Source organism: Variovorax paradoxus, from assembly GCF_030815975.1.
Taxonomy (GTDB): Bacteria; Pseudomonadota; Gammaproteobacteria; order Burkholderiales; family Burkholderiaceae_C; genus Variovorax; species Variovorax paradoxus_N.
The window spans coordinates 659,247-675,206 of the sequence record NZ_JAUSXL010000002.1 but is presented as its reverse complement, the minus strand read 5'-3'; the positions used below and the strand labels follow the sequence as shown (position 1 = coordinate 675,206).

Annotated in this window: 16 protein-coding genes; 13 read left to right on the top strand and 3 right to left on the bottom strand. The window is 66.9% G+C overall.

The features are described 5' to 3' along the window. Positions 1-5 precede the first annotated feature (5 nt). Positions 6-1,019 (bottom strand): S1C family serine protease, encoded by a 1,014-nt coding sequence (locus QFZ47_RS06950; RefSeq protein WP_307654946.1) that lies wholly within the window; start codon positions 1,017-1,019, stop codon positions 6-8. Between the two features lie 91 nt (positions 1,020-1,110). On the opposite strand from QFZ47_RS06950, the gene QFZ47_RS06945 reads away from it, so the two are divergent. From QFZ47_RS06945 to QFZ47_RS06915, 7 genes are all read left to right on the top strand, one after another. Beyond that, positions 1,111-1,971 (top strand): TatD family hydrolase, encoded by an 861-nt coding sequence (locus QFZ47_RS06945; RefSeq protein WP_307654945.1) that lies wholly within the window; start codon positions 1,111-1,113, stop codon positions 1,969-1,971. Between the two features lie 130 nt (positions 1,972-2,101). Continuing rightward, the gene (locus QFZ47_RS06940; RefSeq protein WP_307654944.1) at positions 2,102-2,515 is read left to right on the top strand and encodes a hypothetical protein; all 414 of its coding nucleotides are present in this window, start codon (positions 2,102-2,104) and stop codon (positions 2,513-2,515) included. 83 nt (positions 2,516-2,598) lie between these two features. Then, positions 2,599-3,123: a DNA-deoxyinosine glycosylase gene (locus QFZ47_RS06935; RefSeq protein WP_307654943.1), complete on the top strand. Its 525-nt coding sequence runs from the start codon at positions 2,599-2,601 to the stop codon at positions 3,121-3,123. Further along, positions 3,123-3,884 carry a spermine/spermidine synthase domain-containing protein gene (locus tag QFZ47_RS06930; RefSeq protein ID WP_307654942.1) on the top strand — a complete coding sequence of 254 codons (762 nt, stop codon included), beginning with the start codon at positions 3,123-3,125 and terminating at the stop codon, positions 3,882-3,884. The genes QFZ47_RS06935 and QFZ47_RS06930 overlap by 1 nt, the downstream gene beginning before the upstream one ends. A gap of 28 nt (positions 3,885-3,912) precedes the next feature. Next, positions 3,913-5,709 (top strand): type IV pilus assembly ATPase TfpB, encoded by a 1,797-nt coding sequence (gene tfpB, locus QFZ47_RS06925; protein WP_307654941.1) that lies wholly within the window; start codon positions 3,913-3,915, stop codon positions 5,707-5,709. Between the two features lie 122 nt (positions 5,710-5,831). Then, the gene (locus QFZ47_RS06920; protein ID WP_307654940.1) at positions 5,832-6,320 is read left to right on the top strand and encodes a tripartite tricarboxylate transporter TctB family protein; all 489 of its coding nucleotides are present in this window, start codon (positions 5,832-5,834) and stop codon (positions 6,318-6,320) included. 15 nt (positions 6,321-6,335) lie between these two features. After that, entirely contained in the window at positions 6,336-7,850 is a 1,515-nt protein-coding gene (locus tag QFZ47_RS06915; RefSeq protein ID WP_307654939.1) for a tripartite tricarboxylate transporter permease, read from the top strand. A gap of 51 nt (positions 7,851-7,901) precedes the next feature. Here the strand turns inward: QFZ47_RS06915 and QFZ47_RS06910 are convergent, their stop codons facing one another. After that, positions 7,902-8,828, bottom strand: a complete 927-nt coding sequence (locus QFZ47_RS06910; protein ID WP_307654938.1) for a LysR family transcriptional regulator — start codon at positions 8,826-8,828, stop codon at positions 7,902-7,904. Between the two features lie 97 nt (positions 8,829-8,925). On the opposite strand from QFZ47_RS06910, the gene QFZ47_RS06905 reads away from it, so the two are divergent. The 4 genes from QFZ47_RS06905 to QFZ47_RS06890 are packed head-to-tail and all read left to right on the top strand — an operon-like array spanning position 8,926 to position 13,316. Continuing rightward, complete coding sequence (locus QFZ47_RS06905; protein ID WP_307654937.1) at positions 8,926-9,900, top strand: Bug family tripartite tricarboxylate transporter substrate binding protein; 975 nt, start codon at positions 8,926-8,928, stop codon at positions 9,898-9,900. A gap of 13 nt (positions 9,901-9,913) precedes the next feature. Continuing rightward, a complete protein-coding gene (locus QFZ47_RS06900) occupies positions 9,914-11,527 on the top strand; it encodes a gamma-glutamyltransferase family protein (protein ID WP_307654936.1) in 1,614 nt (537 codons plus the stop codon). Positions 11,528-11,548: 21 nt separating this feature from the next. Beyond that, a complete protein-coding gene (locus QFZ47_RS06895; protein WP_307654935.1) occupies positions 11,549-12,499 on the top strand; it encodes a DMT family transporter in 951 nt (316 codons plus the stop codon). Between the two features lie 25 nt (positions 12,500-12,524). Continuing rightward, complete coding sequence (locus QFZ47_RS06890) at positions 12,525-13,316, top strand: SDR family oxidoreductase (protein WP_307654934.1); 792 nt, start codon at positions 12,525-12,527, stop codon at positions 13,314-13,316. A 114-nt stretch (positions 13,317-13,430) separates the two neighbouring features. Here the strand turns inward: QFZ47_RS06890 and QFZ47_RS06885 are convergent, their stop codons facing one another. After that, positions 13,431-14,336 carry a DMT family transporter gene (locus QFZ47_RS06885; protein ID WP_307654933.1) on the bottom strand — a complete coding sequence of 302 codons (906 nt, stop codon included), beginning with the start codon at positions 14,334-14,336 and terminating at the stop codon, positions 13,431-13,433. Positions 14,337-14,437: 101 nt separating this feature from the next. Here QFZ47_RS06885 and QFZ47_RS06880 point away from each other — a divergent pair, with 101 nt between their 5' ends. Then, entirely contained in the window at positions 14,438-15,421 is a 984-nt protein-coding gene (locus tag QFZ47_RS06880) for a quinone oxidoreductase family protein (protein ID WP_307658895.1), read from the top strand. A gap of 125 nt (positions 15,422-15,546) precedes the next feature. After that, positions 15,547-15,957 carry a response regulator gene (locus QFZ47_RS06875; protein ID WP_307654932.1) on the top strand — a complete coding sequence of 137 codons (411 nt, stop codon included), beginning with the start codon at positions 15,547-15,549 and terminating at the stop codon, positions 15,955-15,957. The last annotated feature ends 3 nt before the right edge of the window (positions 15,958-15,960 follow it).

Here is a 15,960-nt window from a genome sequence, read left to right as displayed (position 1 = left end):
GCGGCCTAGAACGGCGGCGAGCCCGCGGCCGAGGCCGCGTTCTCGATGGGCACCGCAAAACCGATGCCGATGAAGGTGCGCTGCTGCGTGGGATTGAGAATGGCGGTGACGATGCCGAGCACCTCGCCGTCCATGTTGATCAGCGGGCCGCCCGAGTTGCCGGGATTGGCGGCGGCGTCGAACTGGATCAGGTTGCCCAGTTCCTGCTTGCCCTCCGGCGATCGGAACGAGCGCTTCAGGCCCGACACCACGCCGGCCGAAACCGAAGGGCCGATGCCGAACGGAAAACCCACCGCGGCCACCTGGTCGCCGGGCTGCAGGTCGGCGGTCGAGCGCATGACGGCGGGAATCAGGTCGTCGGGGATCTTCTGGGCCTGCAGCACCGCAAGGTCGTTCTCGGGCTGCACGCCGGTGATGGTGGCCACGGCCTCCAGGCCGTCGGAGAAGGTGACCTTGATCGTCTCGGCGCCGGCCACGACATGCAGGTTGGTGAGGATCACGCCCTTGTCGACGATGACCACGCCGGTGCCCACGCCGCGTTCGACCTGGCCTGGCGGCCCTTCGTCGCTGGGGGCTTCGGGCGGCTTGCCCTTGGCCATGTTGCGGCCGCGCTTCTGAGTCTTGGCCTCGGGTGTGGCTTTCTCGGGGCCGTAGCCGACCACGCGCACCACCGAGGGCCGCACGATCTCGGCGGCCTTGGCAGCGGGCGAGGGCAGCGTTTGGGTCTGCAGCGTGCGCAGCACGGCCGAATCGATGTCTTTTTGCGTCAACGCCTTGCCTTGGCGAGGCCACCATGTGGCGCCGCCCGCAACCAGCGCGGCGCACAGCACCAGAAGAAACGCGAAGCTGCGCCGGCCCGGCTGCCAGCCGGCCTTGGCATGGGAGAGCGAATCGGGTGGAACCGGCGGCGCGCCACGGCCTCCGCCCTCGGACGATGGCACGGCAGCCTGGTCGGCCGCGGGATCGGCCGCTTGAGGCAGCGTGCGGGGCGAACGGCTGTAGAAAGCGGGCCTGCGCATCGGAGCACCTCCGGCAAGGGATGACGGGTGAGTAGGGAGTCACAGTAGCACGCTTTCTTCTGCCTTGCATCCCTTCGGGCATCATCCGGCCATGGCTGTTTTTGTCGATACCCACTGCCACCTCGATGCGCCCGAATTCGGTGCGGAAATGCCGCTCATCCGTGCGCGGGCCGCCGAACGCGGTGTGGCGCTGTGCGTGATTCCCGCCGTGGCGGTCTTCAACTTTGCGACCGTGCGCGGGCTGGCGAAGGCGCAGGGCGATGCCTATGCGCTGGGCATCCACCCGCTGTGCACCGGCAATGCACAGGAAGCCGACCTGGAAGCGCTCGACGCCGAACTGGCGACGCGCCGCGGCGATCCGCGGCTGGTCGCGGTCGGCGAGATCGGGCTCGACTACTTCGTGGGAGGCCTGGACAGCGACAAGCAGCAGCATTTTTTTCACACTCAGTTGCAACTCGCGCGCAAATACGATCTGCCGGTGCTGATCCACGTGCGCCGCTCGGTCGACAAGGTGCTCAAGCATCTGCGGCAGACCGCGGCCGGCCGGCCATGGCATGGCATTGCCCATGCATTCAACGGCAGCGAGCAGCAGGCCAGGGCCTGCATCGACATCGGCCTGAAGCTGGGCTTCGGCGGCGCCGTGACCTTCGAGCGCGCGTTGCAGCTGCGCCGGCTGGCCGCCACGCTGCCGCTCGAATCGATGGTGATGGAAACCGATGCGCCCGACATCCAGCCGCATTGGCTCTACCGCACGCAGGCGCAGCGCGCGGCCGGCGAAGCGCAGGGCCGCAACGAGCCGGGCGAACTGCCGCGCATCGCCGAAGTGGTGGCGCAACTGCGCGGCATCGGCATCGGCGAACTGGCCGAGGCCACCACCCGCAATGCACTCGCGGCGCTGCCACGGCTCGAAAGCCTTCTTTCCTTGTCGGAAGGCCGGCCGCCCACCGCGTAGGCCGACATCCCGTCTTGCGATTGCGCAAGGGAGCCCGCGGGTTTGCTGTCATCCTCGGTGTTCGAAGCGGCGTTTCTTGTCCAGTGGCAAGTTCGTCACTCCAGCATCTCATTCCAAAAGGAGCTTTCGCATGAACACATCTTTCATCCGCACCGTGCCCGTCGTGCTCGCCCTCGCGCTGGCCTCCATTGGCGTGTCCGCCGTGGCTCAGACGGCCGCACCGGCCACCGCCACGCCGGCTCCGGCCACCGCGGAGCCCACCACCACTGAAAAAGCGAAGGAAGCCGGCAAGGACGCCGTGGACGCCACCAAGCGCACGACCAAGAAGGCCGTGAACGCCACCGAACGCGGCACCAAGAAGGCTTGGCACGCCACCAAGCGCACCACCAAGAAGGCCGCCGACGCCACCAAGAATGTCGCAGCCAAGACCGGGGACGCCGTGGAAACCGCCGGCCACAAGACGGCCGACGGCATGCGCAGCACCGGCAAGGCCATTGGCGAAAAGGTTCCCGGCACGGCGGAACACGACGCTGCCAAGAAATAATCGAGGCTCGCCTTCAGCATGAAAAAACCCGCTTCGGCGGGTTTTTTCATGGGCGCGCGACAGTGCCAAGATAGAGCCCATCCATGAATCCTCCAGCCGCACCCGATCCTGGCATCGTGCTCGCGGGCCTTGCGCCCATCGTCTCGCCCGCCACCGTCGTACTGATATTGGGCAGCTTCCCGGGCGTCCGGTCGCTCGAACTGCAGCAGTACTATGCGCATCCGCAAAATCAGTTCTGGAAAATCTTGCAAGCCGTGTGGCCCCGCCATCCGCTCCCCGTGGGCGCAGACAGTTATCCCGAGAAGAAAGAGTGGCTGCTCGATCGCGGCCTGGGCGTATGGGACGTGTACGCCGCCTGCGAGCGCGAGGGCAGCTTGGACTCCGCCATTCGCGCGCCCGTGGCCAACGACATCGCGGGCCTGCACCTGCCCCGTCTCGCCGCCATCGCCCACAACGGCGGCGAGAGCTTCAAGCACGCGCGCCATACGCGCACCCTGGGGGTGCCGGTTTACCAGCTGCCTTCCACCAGTCCCGCCAACGCGTCGTGGAGCTTCGAGCGCAAGCTCGCAGCCTGGCGCGAGGTCTTTGTCGCCCACCACCTTCTTTGATGGCCACGAGCAAAACTCCCGTTCTTCCCGAAGTCAATTTTTCCGACTGGGGCGACATCCGCTACCTGCACCTGGGCACCGAATGGGTCCAGGGCTCGATGAAGCTCGACGCACCGTTCGAGATCGAACTCGAATACGTGCAGCGCATGATGGCCTGGCTGCTGTTCGCCGATGCGAAGAGCCTGGCGAGCCGCCATGCGATGCAGCTCGGCCTCGGCGCGGCCACGCTCACCAAGTTCTGCCGCAAGACCCTGCGCATGCGCACCACCGCGGTGGAACTGAATCCACAGGTGGTGTCGGCCTGCCGCGGCTGGTTCAAGCTGCCGGCCGACGACCCGAAGCTGCGCGTGGTCATTGCCGATGCGGCGCAGGAGATCCGCAAGCCCGAATGGCAGGGCACGGTCGATGCGCTGCAGGTCGACCTGTACGACCATGAAGCCGCCGCGCCGGTGCTCGACAGCGAAGGCTTCTATGCCGATTGCCGTGCGCTGCTCACCGAGGACGGCTGCATGACGGTCAACCTCTTCGGCCGCTCGTCGAGCTACGAGCGCAGCCTCGAGAAGATCGCCGGCGCATTCGGTGCCGACGCGGTCTGGGCCTTCAAGCCGACGCGCGAAGGCAACACGGTGGTGCTGGCGCAGCGCACACCCAGCAGGCCCAAGCGCGAAGTCCTTGCCGAGCGCGCCCAAACGATCCAGACTCGATGGGCCCTGCCCGCGCCCAAATGGCTGCGCGTGTTCAAACCGCTGAATCCCACCTGAATCCCACCCTCACCCGACCATCCGGCCCATGAGCGCTGTTCCCGCCGTTTCCGCCCCCGCCGCCCTGGCTGCCCGCCACGAAGGCCCGCTCGACCTGCGCCGCCTGATCGAATGGCTTGCCGCCGACGGCATGATTTCGCCGGTGGAAGCCAAGCGCACCATCGCGCGCTGCGCCCAGGCCGAGAGCCGCCAGGCGCCGCTGGTGCGGCTGGCCAACGTGGCCATGACGCGCGAAAGCGACGGCAAGCCGCTCGATCTCGAAATGCTCACGCAGTGGCTCGCAGGCCGCGCGGGGCTTGCCTACCTGCGCATCGATCCGCTCAAGGTCGACGTGGGCAAGGTGGCCGACACCATGAGCGCGGCCTATGCCGAGCGCCACAAGGTGCTGCCGGTGCAGGTGCTGCCCAATGAAGTGGTGGTGGCCACGGCCGAGCCCTTCCTGACCGACTGGATCGCCGAGGTGGAGCGCCAGTCGCGCCGCACGGTGCGCCGCGTGGTGGCCAACCCCACGGACATCCAGCGCTACACGGCCGAGTTCTTCGCGCTCGCCAAGTCGGTGCGCGCCGCCCAGAAGGCCGGCGGCAACACCGGCGGCGCGAGCTTCGAGCAGCTGGTGGAGCTGGGCAAGAGCACCAAGCAGCTCGACGCCAACGACCAGAGCGTGGTGCAGGTGGTCGACTGGCTCTGGCAATACGCCTTCGACCAGCGCGCGAGCGACATCCACCTGGAGCCGCGCCGCGAGCAGGGCGTGATCCGCTTTCGCATCGACGGCATCCTGCACCCGGCCTACCAGATGCCCATGGGCGTGATGAACGCGATGGTCTCGCGCATCAAGCTGCTGGGCCGCATGGACGTGGTCGAGAAGCGCCGTCCGCTCGACGGCCGCATCAAGACCCGCAACATGCGCGGCGACGAAGTCGAAATGCGACTGTCCACCTTGCCGACCGCCTTCGGCGAGAAGATGGTGATGCGCATCTTCGACCCCGACACGGCGGTGAAAGACCTCGACGCCCTCGGCTTCGCGCAGCACGATGCGCAGCGCTGGGAACAGCTCGTCACGCGGCCCAACGGCATCATCCTGGTGACCGGGCCCACGGGCTCGGGCAAGACCACCACGCTGTACTCCACGCTCAAGCGCGTGGCCACCGAGGAGGTCAACGTGAGCACGGTGGAAGACCCGATCGAAATGATCGAGCCTTCGTTCAACCAGACGCAAGTGCAGCCGCAGCTCGACTTCGGCTTTACCGAAGGCCTGCGCGCGCTGATGCGGCAGGACCCCGACATCATCATGGTCGGTGAAATCCGCGACCTGGCCACCGCCGAGATGGCGGTGCAGGCCGCGCTCACCGGCCACCTGGTGTTCAGCACGCTGCACACCAACGACGCGCCGAGCGCCATCACGCGGCTGATGGAGCTGGGCGTGCCTTCCTACCTCATCAACGCCGTGATGCTCGGCGTGCTGGCCCAGCGGCTGGTGCGCACGCTGTGCCCCAACTGCAAGCAGCCCGACGACACGGTCACGCGCGAGAAGCTCGAAACCATCGTCAAGCCATGGCAGATCACCGGTTCGGTGCGCGCCTACAAGCCCGTGGGCTGCGTCGATTGCCGCATGACCGGCTACATGGGCCGCATGGGCCTGTACGAGCTGCTGAGCATCAGCGAAGACTTCAAGGCCCAGGTCACCAAGGAGCCGAACCTCGCCGGGCTCAGGCGGCAGGCCGTGATCGACGGCATGCGCCCGCTGCGCCTGGCGGGGGCGCTGCGCGTGGCCGAAGGCGTCACCACCATCGAGGAAGTGCTGAGCGCGACACCGCCGCTGGAGTAAGACGCAAAAAAAGCGCATGTCGCTGGGGTTATCCCTAGGCGTTCGGTTAGTGGAATCCACATCGGGCTGACCGCCAGCTGACTCGACAATCTCGCATCGAAATTTGTTCGAGGAGACTGTTCGTGAAAATCAAGAGTCAGAAAGACTTTTTCTCGGGTCTGATGTTTACGGTCGTGGGCGTGGCGTTCGCATGGGGCGCCACCACCTACAGCGTAGGCAGCGGCGCCCGCATGGGGCCGGGCTACTTCCCGTTGATGCTGGGCGTCCTGATGGCCGTCATCGGCCTGGGGATCATGTTCAGCGGCCTGACCGTCGAAACCACCGACGGCGAAAAAATCGGCAAATGGGCCTGGAAGCAGGTGGTGTTCATCCTGGGCGCCAATCTCGCGTTCGGCATCCTGCTGGGCGGCCTGCCGAGCATCGGCGTGCCGGCCATGGGAATGATCATCGCCATCTACGCGCTCGTGATCATCGGGAGCCTCGCGGGCCACGAATTCAAGCTGCAGAGCGTGCTGATCCTGGCCACCGTGCTGGCCATCGGCAGCTATGTCGCCTTCATCTGGGCGCTCAAGCTGCAGATCCAGGTCTGGCCGACCTTCATCACCGGTTGAGGAGAAAGCGCTCTCATGGAATTGTTTGAACACCTCTCGATGGGTTTTGGCGTTGCCTTTACCTTCACGAATCTGCTGTACTGCCTGGTCGGCTGCATCCTGGGCACGCTGATCGGCGTGCTGCCGGGCATCGGCCCGGTCGCGACCATCGCGATGCTGCTGCCCGCCACCTATGCGCTGCCGCCCGTGTCGGCGCTGATCATGCTGGCCGGCATCTACTACGGCGCGCAGTACGGCGGCTCGACCACCGCCATCCTGGTGAACCTGCCGGGCGAATCTTCGTCGGTGGTGACCGTGATCGACGGCTACCAGATGGCGCGCAAGGGCCGTGCCGGTCCGGCGCTCGCCGCTGCGGGCCTCGGCTCGTTCTTTGCCGGTTGCGTGGGCACGCTGATCCTCGCGGCCTTCGCGCCGCCGCTGACCGAACTGGCCTTCAAGTTCGGCCCGGCCGAGTATTTCTCGCTGATGATCCTGGGCCTGATCGGCGCCGTGGTGCTGGCCTCGGGCTCGCTGCTCAAGGCCATCGCGATGATCGTGCTGGGCCTGCTGATGGGCCTGGTCGGTACCGATGTGAACTCGGGCGTCGCACGCTACAGCTTCGACATTCCGGAACTGACCGACGGCATCGGCTTCGTGGCCATCGCCATGGGCGTGTTCGGCTATGGCGAAATCATTGCCAACCTCTCGCGTCCCGACGACGAACGCGAAGTGTTCACCGCCAAGGTCTCGGGCCTGTTCCCGACCAAGGAAGACTTCAAGCGCATGGTGCCTGCCGTTCTGCGCGGCACGGCGCTGGGTTCGGCGCTCGGCATCCTGCCCGGCGGCGGCGCGCTGCTGGCGGCCTTCGCGGCCTACACGATCGAGAAGAAGACCAAGCTGAAGCCGGGCGAAGTACCGTTCGGCAAGGGCAACATCCGCGGCGTGGCGGCACCTGAATCGGCCAACAACGCCGGTGCGCAGACCTCCTTCATTCCGCTCTTGACGCTGGGCATTCCGCCCAACGCGGTGATGGCGCTGATGGTGGGTGCAATGACCATCCACAACATCCAGCCCGGCCCGCAGGTGATGACCAGCAACCCCGAGCTGTTCTGGGGCCTGATCGCCTCGATGTGGCTGGGCAACGCGATGCTGATCATCCTGAACCTGCCGCTGATCGGCATGTGGATCAAGCTCTTGTCGGTGCCCTACAAGTTCCTGTTCCCGGCGATCGTGCTGTTCTGCGCGATTGGCGTGTACTCGACCAACAACAACACCTTCGACATCTGGATGGTGGGCATCTTCGGTCTGGTGGGCTACACCTTCTTCAAGCTGGGTTGCGAGCCTGCGCCGCTGCTGCTGGGTTTCATCCTCGGGCCGATGATGGAAGAAAACCTGCGCCGCTCGCTGCTGCTCTCGCGCGGCGACTGGAGCGTGTTCGTCTCGCGTCCGATCTCCGCCAGCCTGCTGGCTGCGGCCGCGCTGCTGCTGGTGATCGTGCTGCTGCCGGCCGTGAAGTCGAAGCGCGAGGAAGCCTTCGTCGAGGTCGACTGAGCTCCTCGAGCAACAGCGAACAGACGGCGCCTTCGGGCGCCGTTTCTTTTTTCAGGGCTTGGTGGCTCTTGGCGGCTTCATGTGCTGTCTGGCCATTGCGAGGAAGGCCATGGCCGCGGGGGTGAGGGGGTGCTTGGCCAGGCGGATGGCCACCACCGGGTATTCGAGGACCGGGCGCGTGACGGCCACTGCGCGCAGGTTGCCGGGCATCAGCACCTCCACATAGCGCGGCAAGAGCGCCACGCCCGCACCCGCCTGGATCAGGCCGAAGGCCGTCGACAGCATCGACACATGATGGACCACGCGCGGATACACATTGGCCACGCTCGAGAGCTGGCGGCTCACGGCGCGCCACACGTTGGCGTCGGGGTTCACGTGGATGAAGGGCAGTGCTTCCAGGTGCCTGGCGTCCACCACCACGCGCTGGGCCAACGGGTGATCGTCGCGCACGAACAGGGCCATGCGTTCGGAGAAAAGAGGCTCGGTCGCCAGTTCCGAGTGCTTCTGTCCGATGTCCGAACCAAAGCCCAGGTCGGCCTCCTGCGAGAGGATGCGCGAGATCATCTGCTCCGCGGTGCTGTCGAGCAGCGTGGTCGCCAGCGTGGGGTGCTTCTGCGAAAACCGGCCGAGCATCGGCGGCAGCAGGGCGCCCGCCGTGAGGTGGCCCACCGCCAGCATCACGCTTCCTTCGCGCAATTGCGACTGCGAGCGGCAGGCGTCCACCGATTCATCGATCAGCCGCAAGGCCCGCACGGCGGTCTCGGCCATCACCTGGCCCGCACCCGTCAGCTGGATGCGGCGGCCCCGCACCACCAGTGGCTGCCCGAGTTCTTCCTCCATGCGCTTGACCAGGTGGCTGATCGCGGGCTGCGTCAGCTGCAGGGCTTCCGCCGCGAGCGTGAAGCTGCCCGATTCGGCCACCGCCGCCAGCGCGCGCAGCTGCTGCAGGGAGACTTCTTCCGCGGCGTTCCTTGCCATAAGCTGAACTCATAGTTGAATAACCTCGATTATCTGGCTTGATGGCGGCGCCCTGCATAGCATGCGAGCTTTTCTCCACGGGGCCAGAATCAGCACCATGAAAAGAATCCAGTTCCTTCAAGGGATCGTCGCTGCGCTTTGCGTGGCGGCATCGACGGCCAGCCTGGCCCAGGGCTACCCGAACAAGCCGGTGCGGCTCATCGTGCCGTTCCCCGCGGCGGGCGCGACCGACCTCTTCGCCCGCACGCTCGGGCAGAAGATGAGCGAAAAGCTCGGCACCTCGCTGATCATCGACAACAAGCCGGGCGCGGGCGGCGCCATCGGCTCGGACATGGCCGCGAAGGCGCCGGCCGACGGCTACACGCTGCTGCTGGCCACCACCAGCACCCACTCCATCGGACCGGCCATCACCAGCAAGCTGCCCTACGACACGGTGCGCGACTTCACGCCCATCGCGCATGTGGGCGATGCGCCGAGCATCATGCTGGTGCCGGTCGACTCGCCCGCGAAGACCGTACGCGAATGGATCGACCATGCGAAGAAGAATCCCGGCAAGCTCAACTATGCGTCGAGCGGCAACGGCACCATCGTGCAGCTCACGGCGGAGCTCTTCAAATCGCAGGCCGGCGTGTTCGTGACGCACATTCCCTACAAGGGCACGGCGCTGGCCATTCCCGACCTGATCAGCGGCAAGGTCGACGTGCTGTTCGATTCGCTGCCCACCGGCATGCCGCACGTGCGCGACGGCCGGCTGCGCGCGCTGGGCGTCACCACACCCAAGCGCAGCCCGCTCGCGCCGGAGCTGCCGCCAATCGCCGACACGCTGCCGGGCTTCGAGTCGAACACCTGGTTCGGCTTCTACGGCCCGAAGGGTCTGCCGGCGGACATCGTGGCGCGCGTCAACAAGGCCGCGAACGAGGCGCTGGCCGACCCCGAGGTGAAGGAAAAGCTTTCGCGCCTGGGCATCGAACCTGCCGCCGCCGGAACGCCCGAGCAGTTCGCCAGGATGGTGGCCGCCGACGCTGCCAAGTGGAAAAAAATCGTGGTCGAGCGCAAGATCAGCAACGAATAGCGAGCACACCCCCATGAACTTCGACTTCAACAATCCCTACCTTTCCACCCGCATTCCGATCTTCGCGCGCAACGTGGTGTCGACCTCGCATCCGCTCGCCTCGCAGGCGGGCCTGCGCATGCTGCAGCAGGGCGGCAATGCCGTCGATGCGGCCATTGCCACGGCGGCCGTGATGACGCTGGTGGAGCCCGTGAGCAACGGCCTCGGCAGCGATGCCTTCTGCATCCTGTGGGACGGCAAGGAACTGCACGGCCTCAACGCCTCGGGTCCCGCGCCCAAGGCCTGGACGCCCGAATACTTCAAGGCCAGGTACGGCGCCGATGCGGCCACGCCGCCGATGCGCGGCATCGATTCGGTCACCGTGCCGGGCGCGGTGCGCGGCTGGGTGGCGTTGAGCGATCGCTTCGGCAAGCTGCCTTTCGGCGACCTGCTGGCGCCGGCCATCGACATCGCCGAGCGCGGCTACCTGGTGCCGCCGGTGGTGCAGCAGAAGTGGGCTGCCGCCACGCCGGTGCTCGAATCGGTGGCGGGCTTCGCGCAGACCTTCATGCCCAGGGGCCGTGCGCCCGAAGTGGGCGAGCTGTTCCGCTTCACGGCCGCCGCGCGCGCGCTCAAGGCCATTGCCCGCACCAAGGGCGAGGCCTACTACAACGGCGAGATCGCCGAGGCGCTCGCCAGGTTCTCGAGCGAGCAGGGCGGCTCGCTCACGGTGGCCGACCTCTCGGCCTACCGGCCCGAATGGGTGAAGCCGATCTCGCGCGACTACCGCGGCCATACGCTGCACGAAATTCCGCCCAACGGCCAGGGCATTGCGGCGCTGATCGCGCTCGGCATTCTCGAGAAGTTCGACATCGCTTCGCTGCCGGTCGATTCGGTGGCTTCGCAGCACCTGCAGATCGAGGCCATGAAGCTCGCCTTCGCCGACGTCTACCGCTATGTGTCGGAGCCATCGTCGATGACGGTGACCCCCGCGCAAATGCTCGATGACTCCTACCTCGCATCGCGTGCGAGACTCATCGACGTGAAAAAGGCACAGGACTTCAAGGCCGGCAACCCCGTCAAGGGCGGCACCATCTACCTCACGGCCGCCGACGAGAGCGGCATGATGGTGAGCTTCATCCAGAGCAACTACATGGGCTTCGGCTCGGGCTGCGTGGAGCCCGAGTTCGGCATCAGCCTGCAGAACCGCGGCCACGGCTTCAGCCTCGACGCTGAAAGCCCGAACGTGGTGGCGCCGGGCAAGCGGCCGTTCCACACCATCATTCCGGCCTTCCTCACCAAGGACGGCCAGCCGGTCATGAGCTTCGGCGTGATGGGCGGCAACATGCAGCCGCAAGGCCACATGCAGACGCTGGTGCGCATGCTCGACTACAGGCAGAACCCGCAGGCCGCATGCGACGCGCCGCGCTGGCGCTTCAACGCGGGGCTCGAGATCAACGTCGAGGCCGCGATGAACCCGGCAACGGTGCAAGGCCTGCGCGAGCTCGGCCACCACCTCGATGTCATCAACGACTCCTACCAGGATTTCGGCGCCGGCCAGTTCATCTGGCGCGCGGGCGATCCGTCGGTGGAAGGCTACGTCGCGGCCAGCGATCCGCGCCGCGATGGCGCGGCTGCAGGCTTTTGACGGCCACGCGATGATTGAGGAATGACCAAGTCCGCCGTACAGACCGGCATTCCCTCTTCTTCCGGAAGCGATGCAAGGAGCATTGCGCCCGGCCTCATCCTCGCCTCGCTGGGCGCGGTCGCGTTCAGCGGCAAGGCCATCATCGTCAAGCTGGCCTACCGCTACGGCGTGGATGCGATCACGCTGATCATGCTGCGCATGCTGTTCGCGCTGCCGCTGTTCGCACTGATGGCATGGTGGGCCGGCCGCGGCAAGCCCGCGCTCACCTTGCGCGACTGGTTCGGCGTGGCCGGGCTCGGCTTCTCGGGCTATTACCTTGCGAGTTTTCTCGATTTTGCGGGGCTCGCCTACATCTCGGCCAGCTTCGAGAGGCTGATCCTCTATCTCAACCCCACGCTGGTGCTGCTGTTCGGCTGGCTGCTGTACCGGCGGCGCGCCACGCGCCCGCAGGTGCTGGGCATGATCGTGAGCTATGCCGGCGTGCTGCTGGTGTTCGGCCACGAGCTCTGGATCGGCGGCGGCGGCAAGGGCGGCGGGGCGGCCGCCTGGGGCACCTTCCTCGTGTTCCTGAGCGCCGTGAGCTATGCGGCCTACCTTGTCTACAGCGGCGAATTCGTCAAGCGCCTGGGGTCGCTGCGGCTCGTGGGGCTGGCCACCACCGTGGCCTGCCTGCTGTGCATCCTGCAGTTCGTGCTGATGCGGCCGATGAGCGCTGCATTGCAGGTGGCGCCCGAGGTCATCTGGCTGTCGGTGCTCAATGCCACGCTGTGCACGGCGGTGCCTGTCCTCATGGTCATGATGGCCATCGAGCGCATCGGCCCGGCCATGGCCGCGCAAACCGGCATGATCGGGCCCCTGTCGACCATCCTCATGGGCGTGGTCATACTCGGCGAGCCGTTCACCGCGTGGATCGCGGCCGGCACGGTGCTCGTGATTGCGGGCATCTTCGTTTTCACACGCACGGGGCGCTAGCGCCCCTGCAGTCAAGGAGCAACAAATGGATTTGGGCATTGCAGGCAAGACCGCGCTGGTGTGCGGCGCGAGCAAGGGACTTGGCTACGGCTGCGCCGAGGCGCTGGTGCGCGAGGGTGTCAACGTGGTCATCGTGGCGCGCGGCGCCGAGGTTCTCGAAGCGGCGGCGAAGAAGTTGACCGAAGCTGCAGGCGCATCGGGTCCCTTCGTCAAGCACGTGGCCGCCGACATCACCACGGAAGCCGGCCGCGCAGCGGTGTTCGCGCTGGGCCACGACTTCGACATTGTCGTCACCAACGCCGGCGGCCCGCCTCCGGGCGATTTCCGCAACTGGGACCGCGACGCGTGGATCAAGGCGGTCGACGCCAACATGCTGACGCCCATCGAACTCATCAAGGCCACGGTCGACGGCATGGCAAAGCGCGGCTTCGGGCGCATCGTCAACATCACCTCGAGCTCGGTGAAGTCGCCCATCGACATCCTCGGCCTGTCCAACGGCGCGCGCAGCGGCCTCACGGGGTTCGTGGCCGGCGTGGCGCGCACGCCCATCGCTGCGCAGGGCGTGACCATCAACAACCTGCTGCCCGGTTCCTTCGACACCGACCGCCTGAAGGGCACGATGGCCGGCGCGGCGCAGAAGTCGGGGCAGGACTTCGACACCGTGTGGGAAGCCCGCAAGAAGAACATTCCGGCCAGGCGCTTCGGCACGCCGGCCGAGTTCGGCGCCATCTGCGCCTTTCTCTGCAGCATGCAGGCGGGCTACATGACGGGGCAGAACGTGCTGGCCGACGGCGGCGCATACCCCGGCACGTACTGAGCTCGCCCCCAGGCTGCGCGCACTTCGTGTCGCTACTCCCTCCCCCTACCGGGGGCAACACCAGCGGCCCGGCGAAGCCGGTTCCGCGGTGTTCGCTTGAAGGAGCCGTTCGAATCAGCGCCGTGATGAGATCACGATGCCGCCCACGATCAGCGCGAAGGCCGCACCGTGGTACCAGTGCGGCGGCTCGCGCAGGAAGGCCGCGGACAGCAGCGCGGCGAACAGCGGCGTGAGGTTCATGAAGAAGCTCGCCGCCTGCGGCCCCGCATGCTGCACGCCGCTGCCCCAGCAGCGGTAGGCCACCACGGCCGGGCCGATGCCGATGAAGGCCAACGCCGCCAGCAGCGGCCATCCGAGCTCCATGCGTGCATCGACCAGCGCCCACTCCCCGGCCGCGAACAGGCCCGACCACGCAAGGCCGAACACCAGCTGCGCCATCAGGAACGCGGCCCAGTCCTGCCGCACGCCCTGCGGCTCCCGCGTGCGCGCCAGGATCCAGCTGTAGAAGGCCCAGGCGATGGTGCCCAGGATCATGTAGAGGTCGCCCGGCACCAGCCGCAGCGCGAGCAACTGCCGCCATTCGCCCCGGCTCAGCACCAGCAGCACGCCCAGCATCGAGAGCAGCGAGCCGCCGATCTCGCGTCCGCCGACACGCGCGCCGAAGAAAATGGCGCCCACTGCCAGCATCCACAGCGGCAGACTGGAGCCCACCAGCGTGACGTTGATCGGCGCGGAGGTCTGCAGCGCCAGGTACTGGAATGCGTTGTAGCAGCCGATGCCCAGCAGCCCCAGCACCGAATAGCGTTTCCAGTGGGGCCACATCGGGCTGCCGCGGCGCAGCACCGGCCATGCGAGCGGCAGCAGCAGCACGAACGCGATGACCCAGCGCACGAAGTTCAGCGTGAGCGGCGACACCAGGTCGCGCACCAGGCGGCCGACCACCGCATTGCTCGCCCACAGCAGCGGCGGCACGGTGAGCAAAAAGACGGTGGAAGGCGTGAGGCGCTGCTGGATCTGCATGGCCGTCGACTCTACCGGGCAACGCCCGACGCCGCCGCGAAAAGGCCAAACGTGGCACCATGCGCCTCTTCTTTTCTGTGCGACTGGAGACTGCAAAGATGATGAGCAAAGCCGTCCGTATCGACCGCCATGGCGGCCCCGAGGAACTGAAGATCGTCGACGTCGAGGTGGGCGAGCCCGGCCCCGGCGAGATCCGCATCCGCCACAAGGCCGTGGGCCTGAATTTCATCGACACCTACCAGCGCAGCGGGCTCTATCCGTTCCAGATGCCGCTGCAGCTGGGCATGGAAGCCTCGGGCGTGGTCGAGGCCGTGGGCGAAGGCGTGGCGCACCTGAAGGCCGGCGACCGCGCGGCATACGCAAGCCAGCCGCCCGGCGCCTACAGCGAGCTGCGCGTGATGCCGGCCAAGAACGTCTGCAAGCTGCCCGATGCGATCTCCTTCGAGACCGGCGCGGCCATGATGCTCAAGGGCCTCACGGCGCAATACCTGCTGAAGAAGACGCTGCCGGTCGAAGGCCTGCAGCCGGGCGACTTCATCGTCTTCCATGCGGCGGCCGGCGGCGTCGGCCTGATTGCCTGCCAGTGGGCCAAGGCGCTCGGCCTGCAGCTGATCGGCACGGCCGGCAGCGAGGCCAAGTGCAAGCTCGCACTCGAATACGGCGCGGCGCATGCCATCAACTACAGCGCCGAGAACTTCGCGGCGCGGGTGAAGGAAATCACCGGCGGCAAGGGCGTGAAGGTGGTGTACGACTCGGTGGGCAAGGACACCTGGGAAGGCTCCATCGACTGCCTGCGCCCGTTCGGGTTGCTGGCGGTCTTTGGCAACGGCTCGGGGCCGGTGCCGCCGATCAGCCTTGGCACACTCGCATCCAAGGGCTCGCTCTACGTGACGCGGCCCACGCTGTTCACGCACATTGCCACGCGCGGGAGCACGCAGGCCATGGCCGACGACCTGTTCGCGGTGGTGCAGAGCGGTGCGGTGAAGATCCCGATCGACCAGCGCTATGCACTGGCCGACGTGCAGCAGGCGCACCGCGACCTAGAAGCGCGCAAGACCACCGGCTGCACCATCCTCACGCTCTGAGATTGGCGGGCCTCCGGCTGGTTGCCGGAGGGCCAGCCTTGTCCTACCCGGGGTGGGGTGTCATGCCTGCGTCTTCTGCAAGGCGCACTTTGTAGCCTTCAGCAAAGCCAGCGAAGGCCAGCGCCATGGACACCGTCCGAACCTTCATCGTCGAGGACAACCTCGCCATCCGGGAGACCCTGGTCGGCACGCTGCGCGAGGTGGCGCGGGTCGATCCGGTGGGCCAGGCCGAAACGGAGGACGAGGGCACGCGCTGGCTGACCGGCAACCCCTCGCAGTGGGATCTGGCCATCGTCGACCTGTTCCTGAAGGAGGGAACCGGCTTCGGCGTGCTCGAAGCCTGCCGCAACCGCGAGCCGAGGCAGAAGATGGTGGTGCTCAGCAACCACCTGACCCCCGAGATGCGCCACAGGTGCATTGAACTGGGCGCCGACGCGGTGTTCGACAAGGCCACCGAGCTCGACGAGCTGGTCGATTTCTGCCTGCGCCGCCGGCAGGAGCAGTTCATGGTCCCGCCGTTCCCGGAGGCACACTGACCT

What these genes read in the sequence shown, in the direction of transcription:
- QFZ47_RS06950 (WP_307654946.1), bottom strand. Translation starts at nt 1,019, where the DNA reads ATGCGCAGGCCCGCTTTCTACAGCCGTTCGCCCCGCACGCTGCCTCAA.
- QFZ47_RS06945 (WP_307654945.1), top strand. Translation starts at nt 1,111, where the DNA reads ATGGCTGTTTTTGTCGATACCCACTGCCACCTCGATGCGCCCGAATTC.
- QFZ47_RS06940 (WP_307654944.1), top strand. Translation starts at nt 2,102, where the DNA reads ATGAACACATCTTTCATCCGCACCGTGCCCGTCGTGCTCGCCCTCGCG.
- QFZ47_RS06935 (WP_307654943.1), top strand. Translation starts at nt 2,599, where the DNA reads ATGAATCCTCCAGCCGCACCCGATCCTGGCATCGTGCTCGCGGGCCTT.
- QFZ47_RS06930 (WP_307654942.1), top strand. Translation starts at nt 3,123, where the DNA reads ATGGCCACGAGCAAAACTCCCGTTCTTCCCGAAGTCAATTTTTCCGAC.
- tfpB (WP_307654941.1), top strand. Translation starts at nt 3,913, where the DNA reads ATGAGCGCTGTTCCCGCCGTTTCCGCCCCCGCCGCCCTGGCTGCCCGC.
- QFZ47_RS06915 (WP_307654939.1), top strand. Translation starts at nt 6,336, where the DNA reads ATGGAATTGTTTGAACACCTCTCGATGGGTTTTGGCGTTGCCTTTACC.
- QFZ47_RS06910 (WP_307654938.1), bottom strand. Translation starts at nt 8,828, where the DNA reads ATGGCAAGGAACGCCGCGGAAGAAGTCTCCCTGCAGCAGCTGCGCGCG.
- QFZ47_RS06905 (WP_307654937.1), top strand. Translation starts at nt 8,926, where the DNA reads ATGAAAAGAATCCAGTTCCTTCAAGGGATCGTCGCTGCGCTTTGCGTG.
- QFZ47_RS06900 (WP_307654936.1), top strand. Translation starts at nt 9,914, where the DNA reads ATGAACTTCGACTTCAACAATCCCTACCTTTCCACCCGCATTCCGATC.
- QFZ47_RS06895 (WP_307654935.1), top strand. Translation starts at nt 11,549, where the DNA reads ATGACCAAGTCCGCCGTACAGACCGGCATTCCCTCTTCTTCCGGAAGC.
- QFZ47_RS06890 (WP_307654934.1), top strand. Translation starts at nt 12,525, where the DNA reads ATGGATTTGGGCATTGCAGGCAAGACCGCGCTGGTGTGCGGCGCGAGC.
- QFZ47_RS06885 (WP_307654933.1), bottom strand. Translation starts at nt 14,336, where the DNA reads ATGCAGATCCAGCAGCGCCTCACGCCTTCCACCGTCTTTTTGCTCACC.
- QFZ47_RS06880 (WP_307658895.1), top strand. Translation starts at nt 14,438, where the DNA reads ATGAGCAAAGCCGTCCGTATCGACCGCCATGGCGGCCCCGAGGAACTG.
- QFZ47_RS06875 (WP_307654932.1), top strand. Translation starts at nt 15,547, where the DNA reads ATGGACACCGTCCGAACCTTCATCGTCGAGGACAACCTCGCCATCCGG.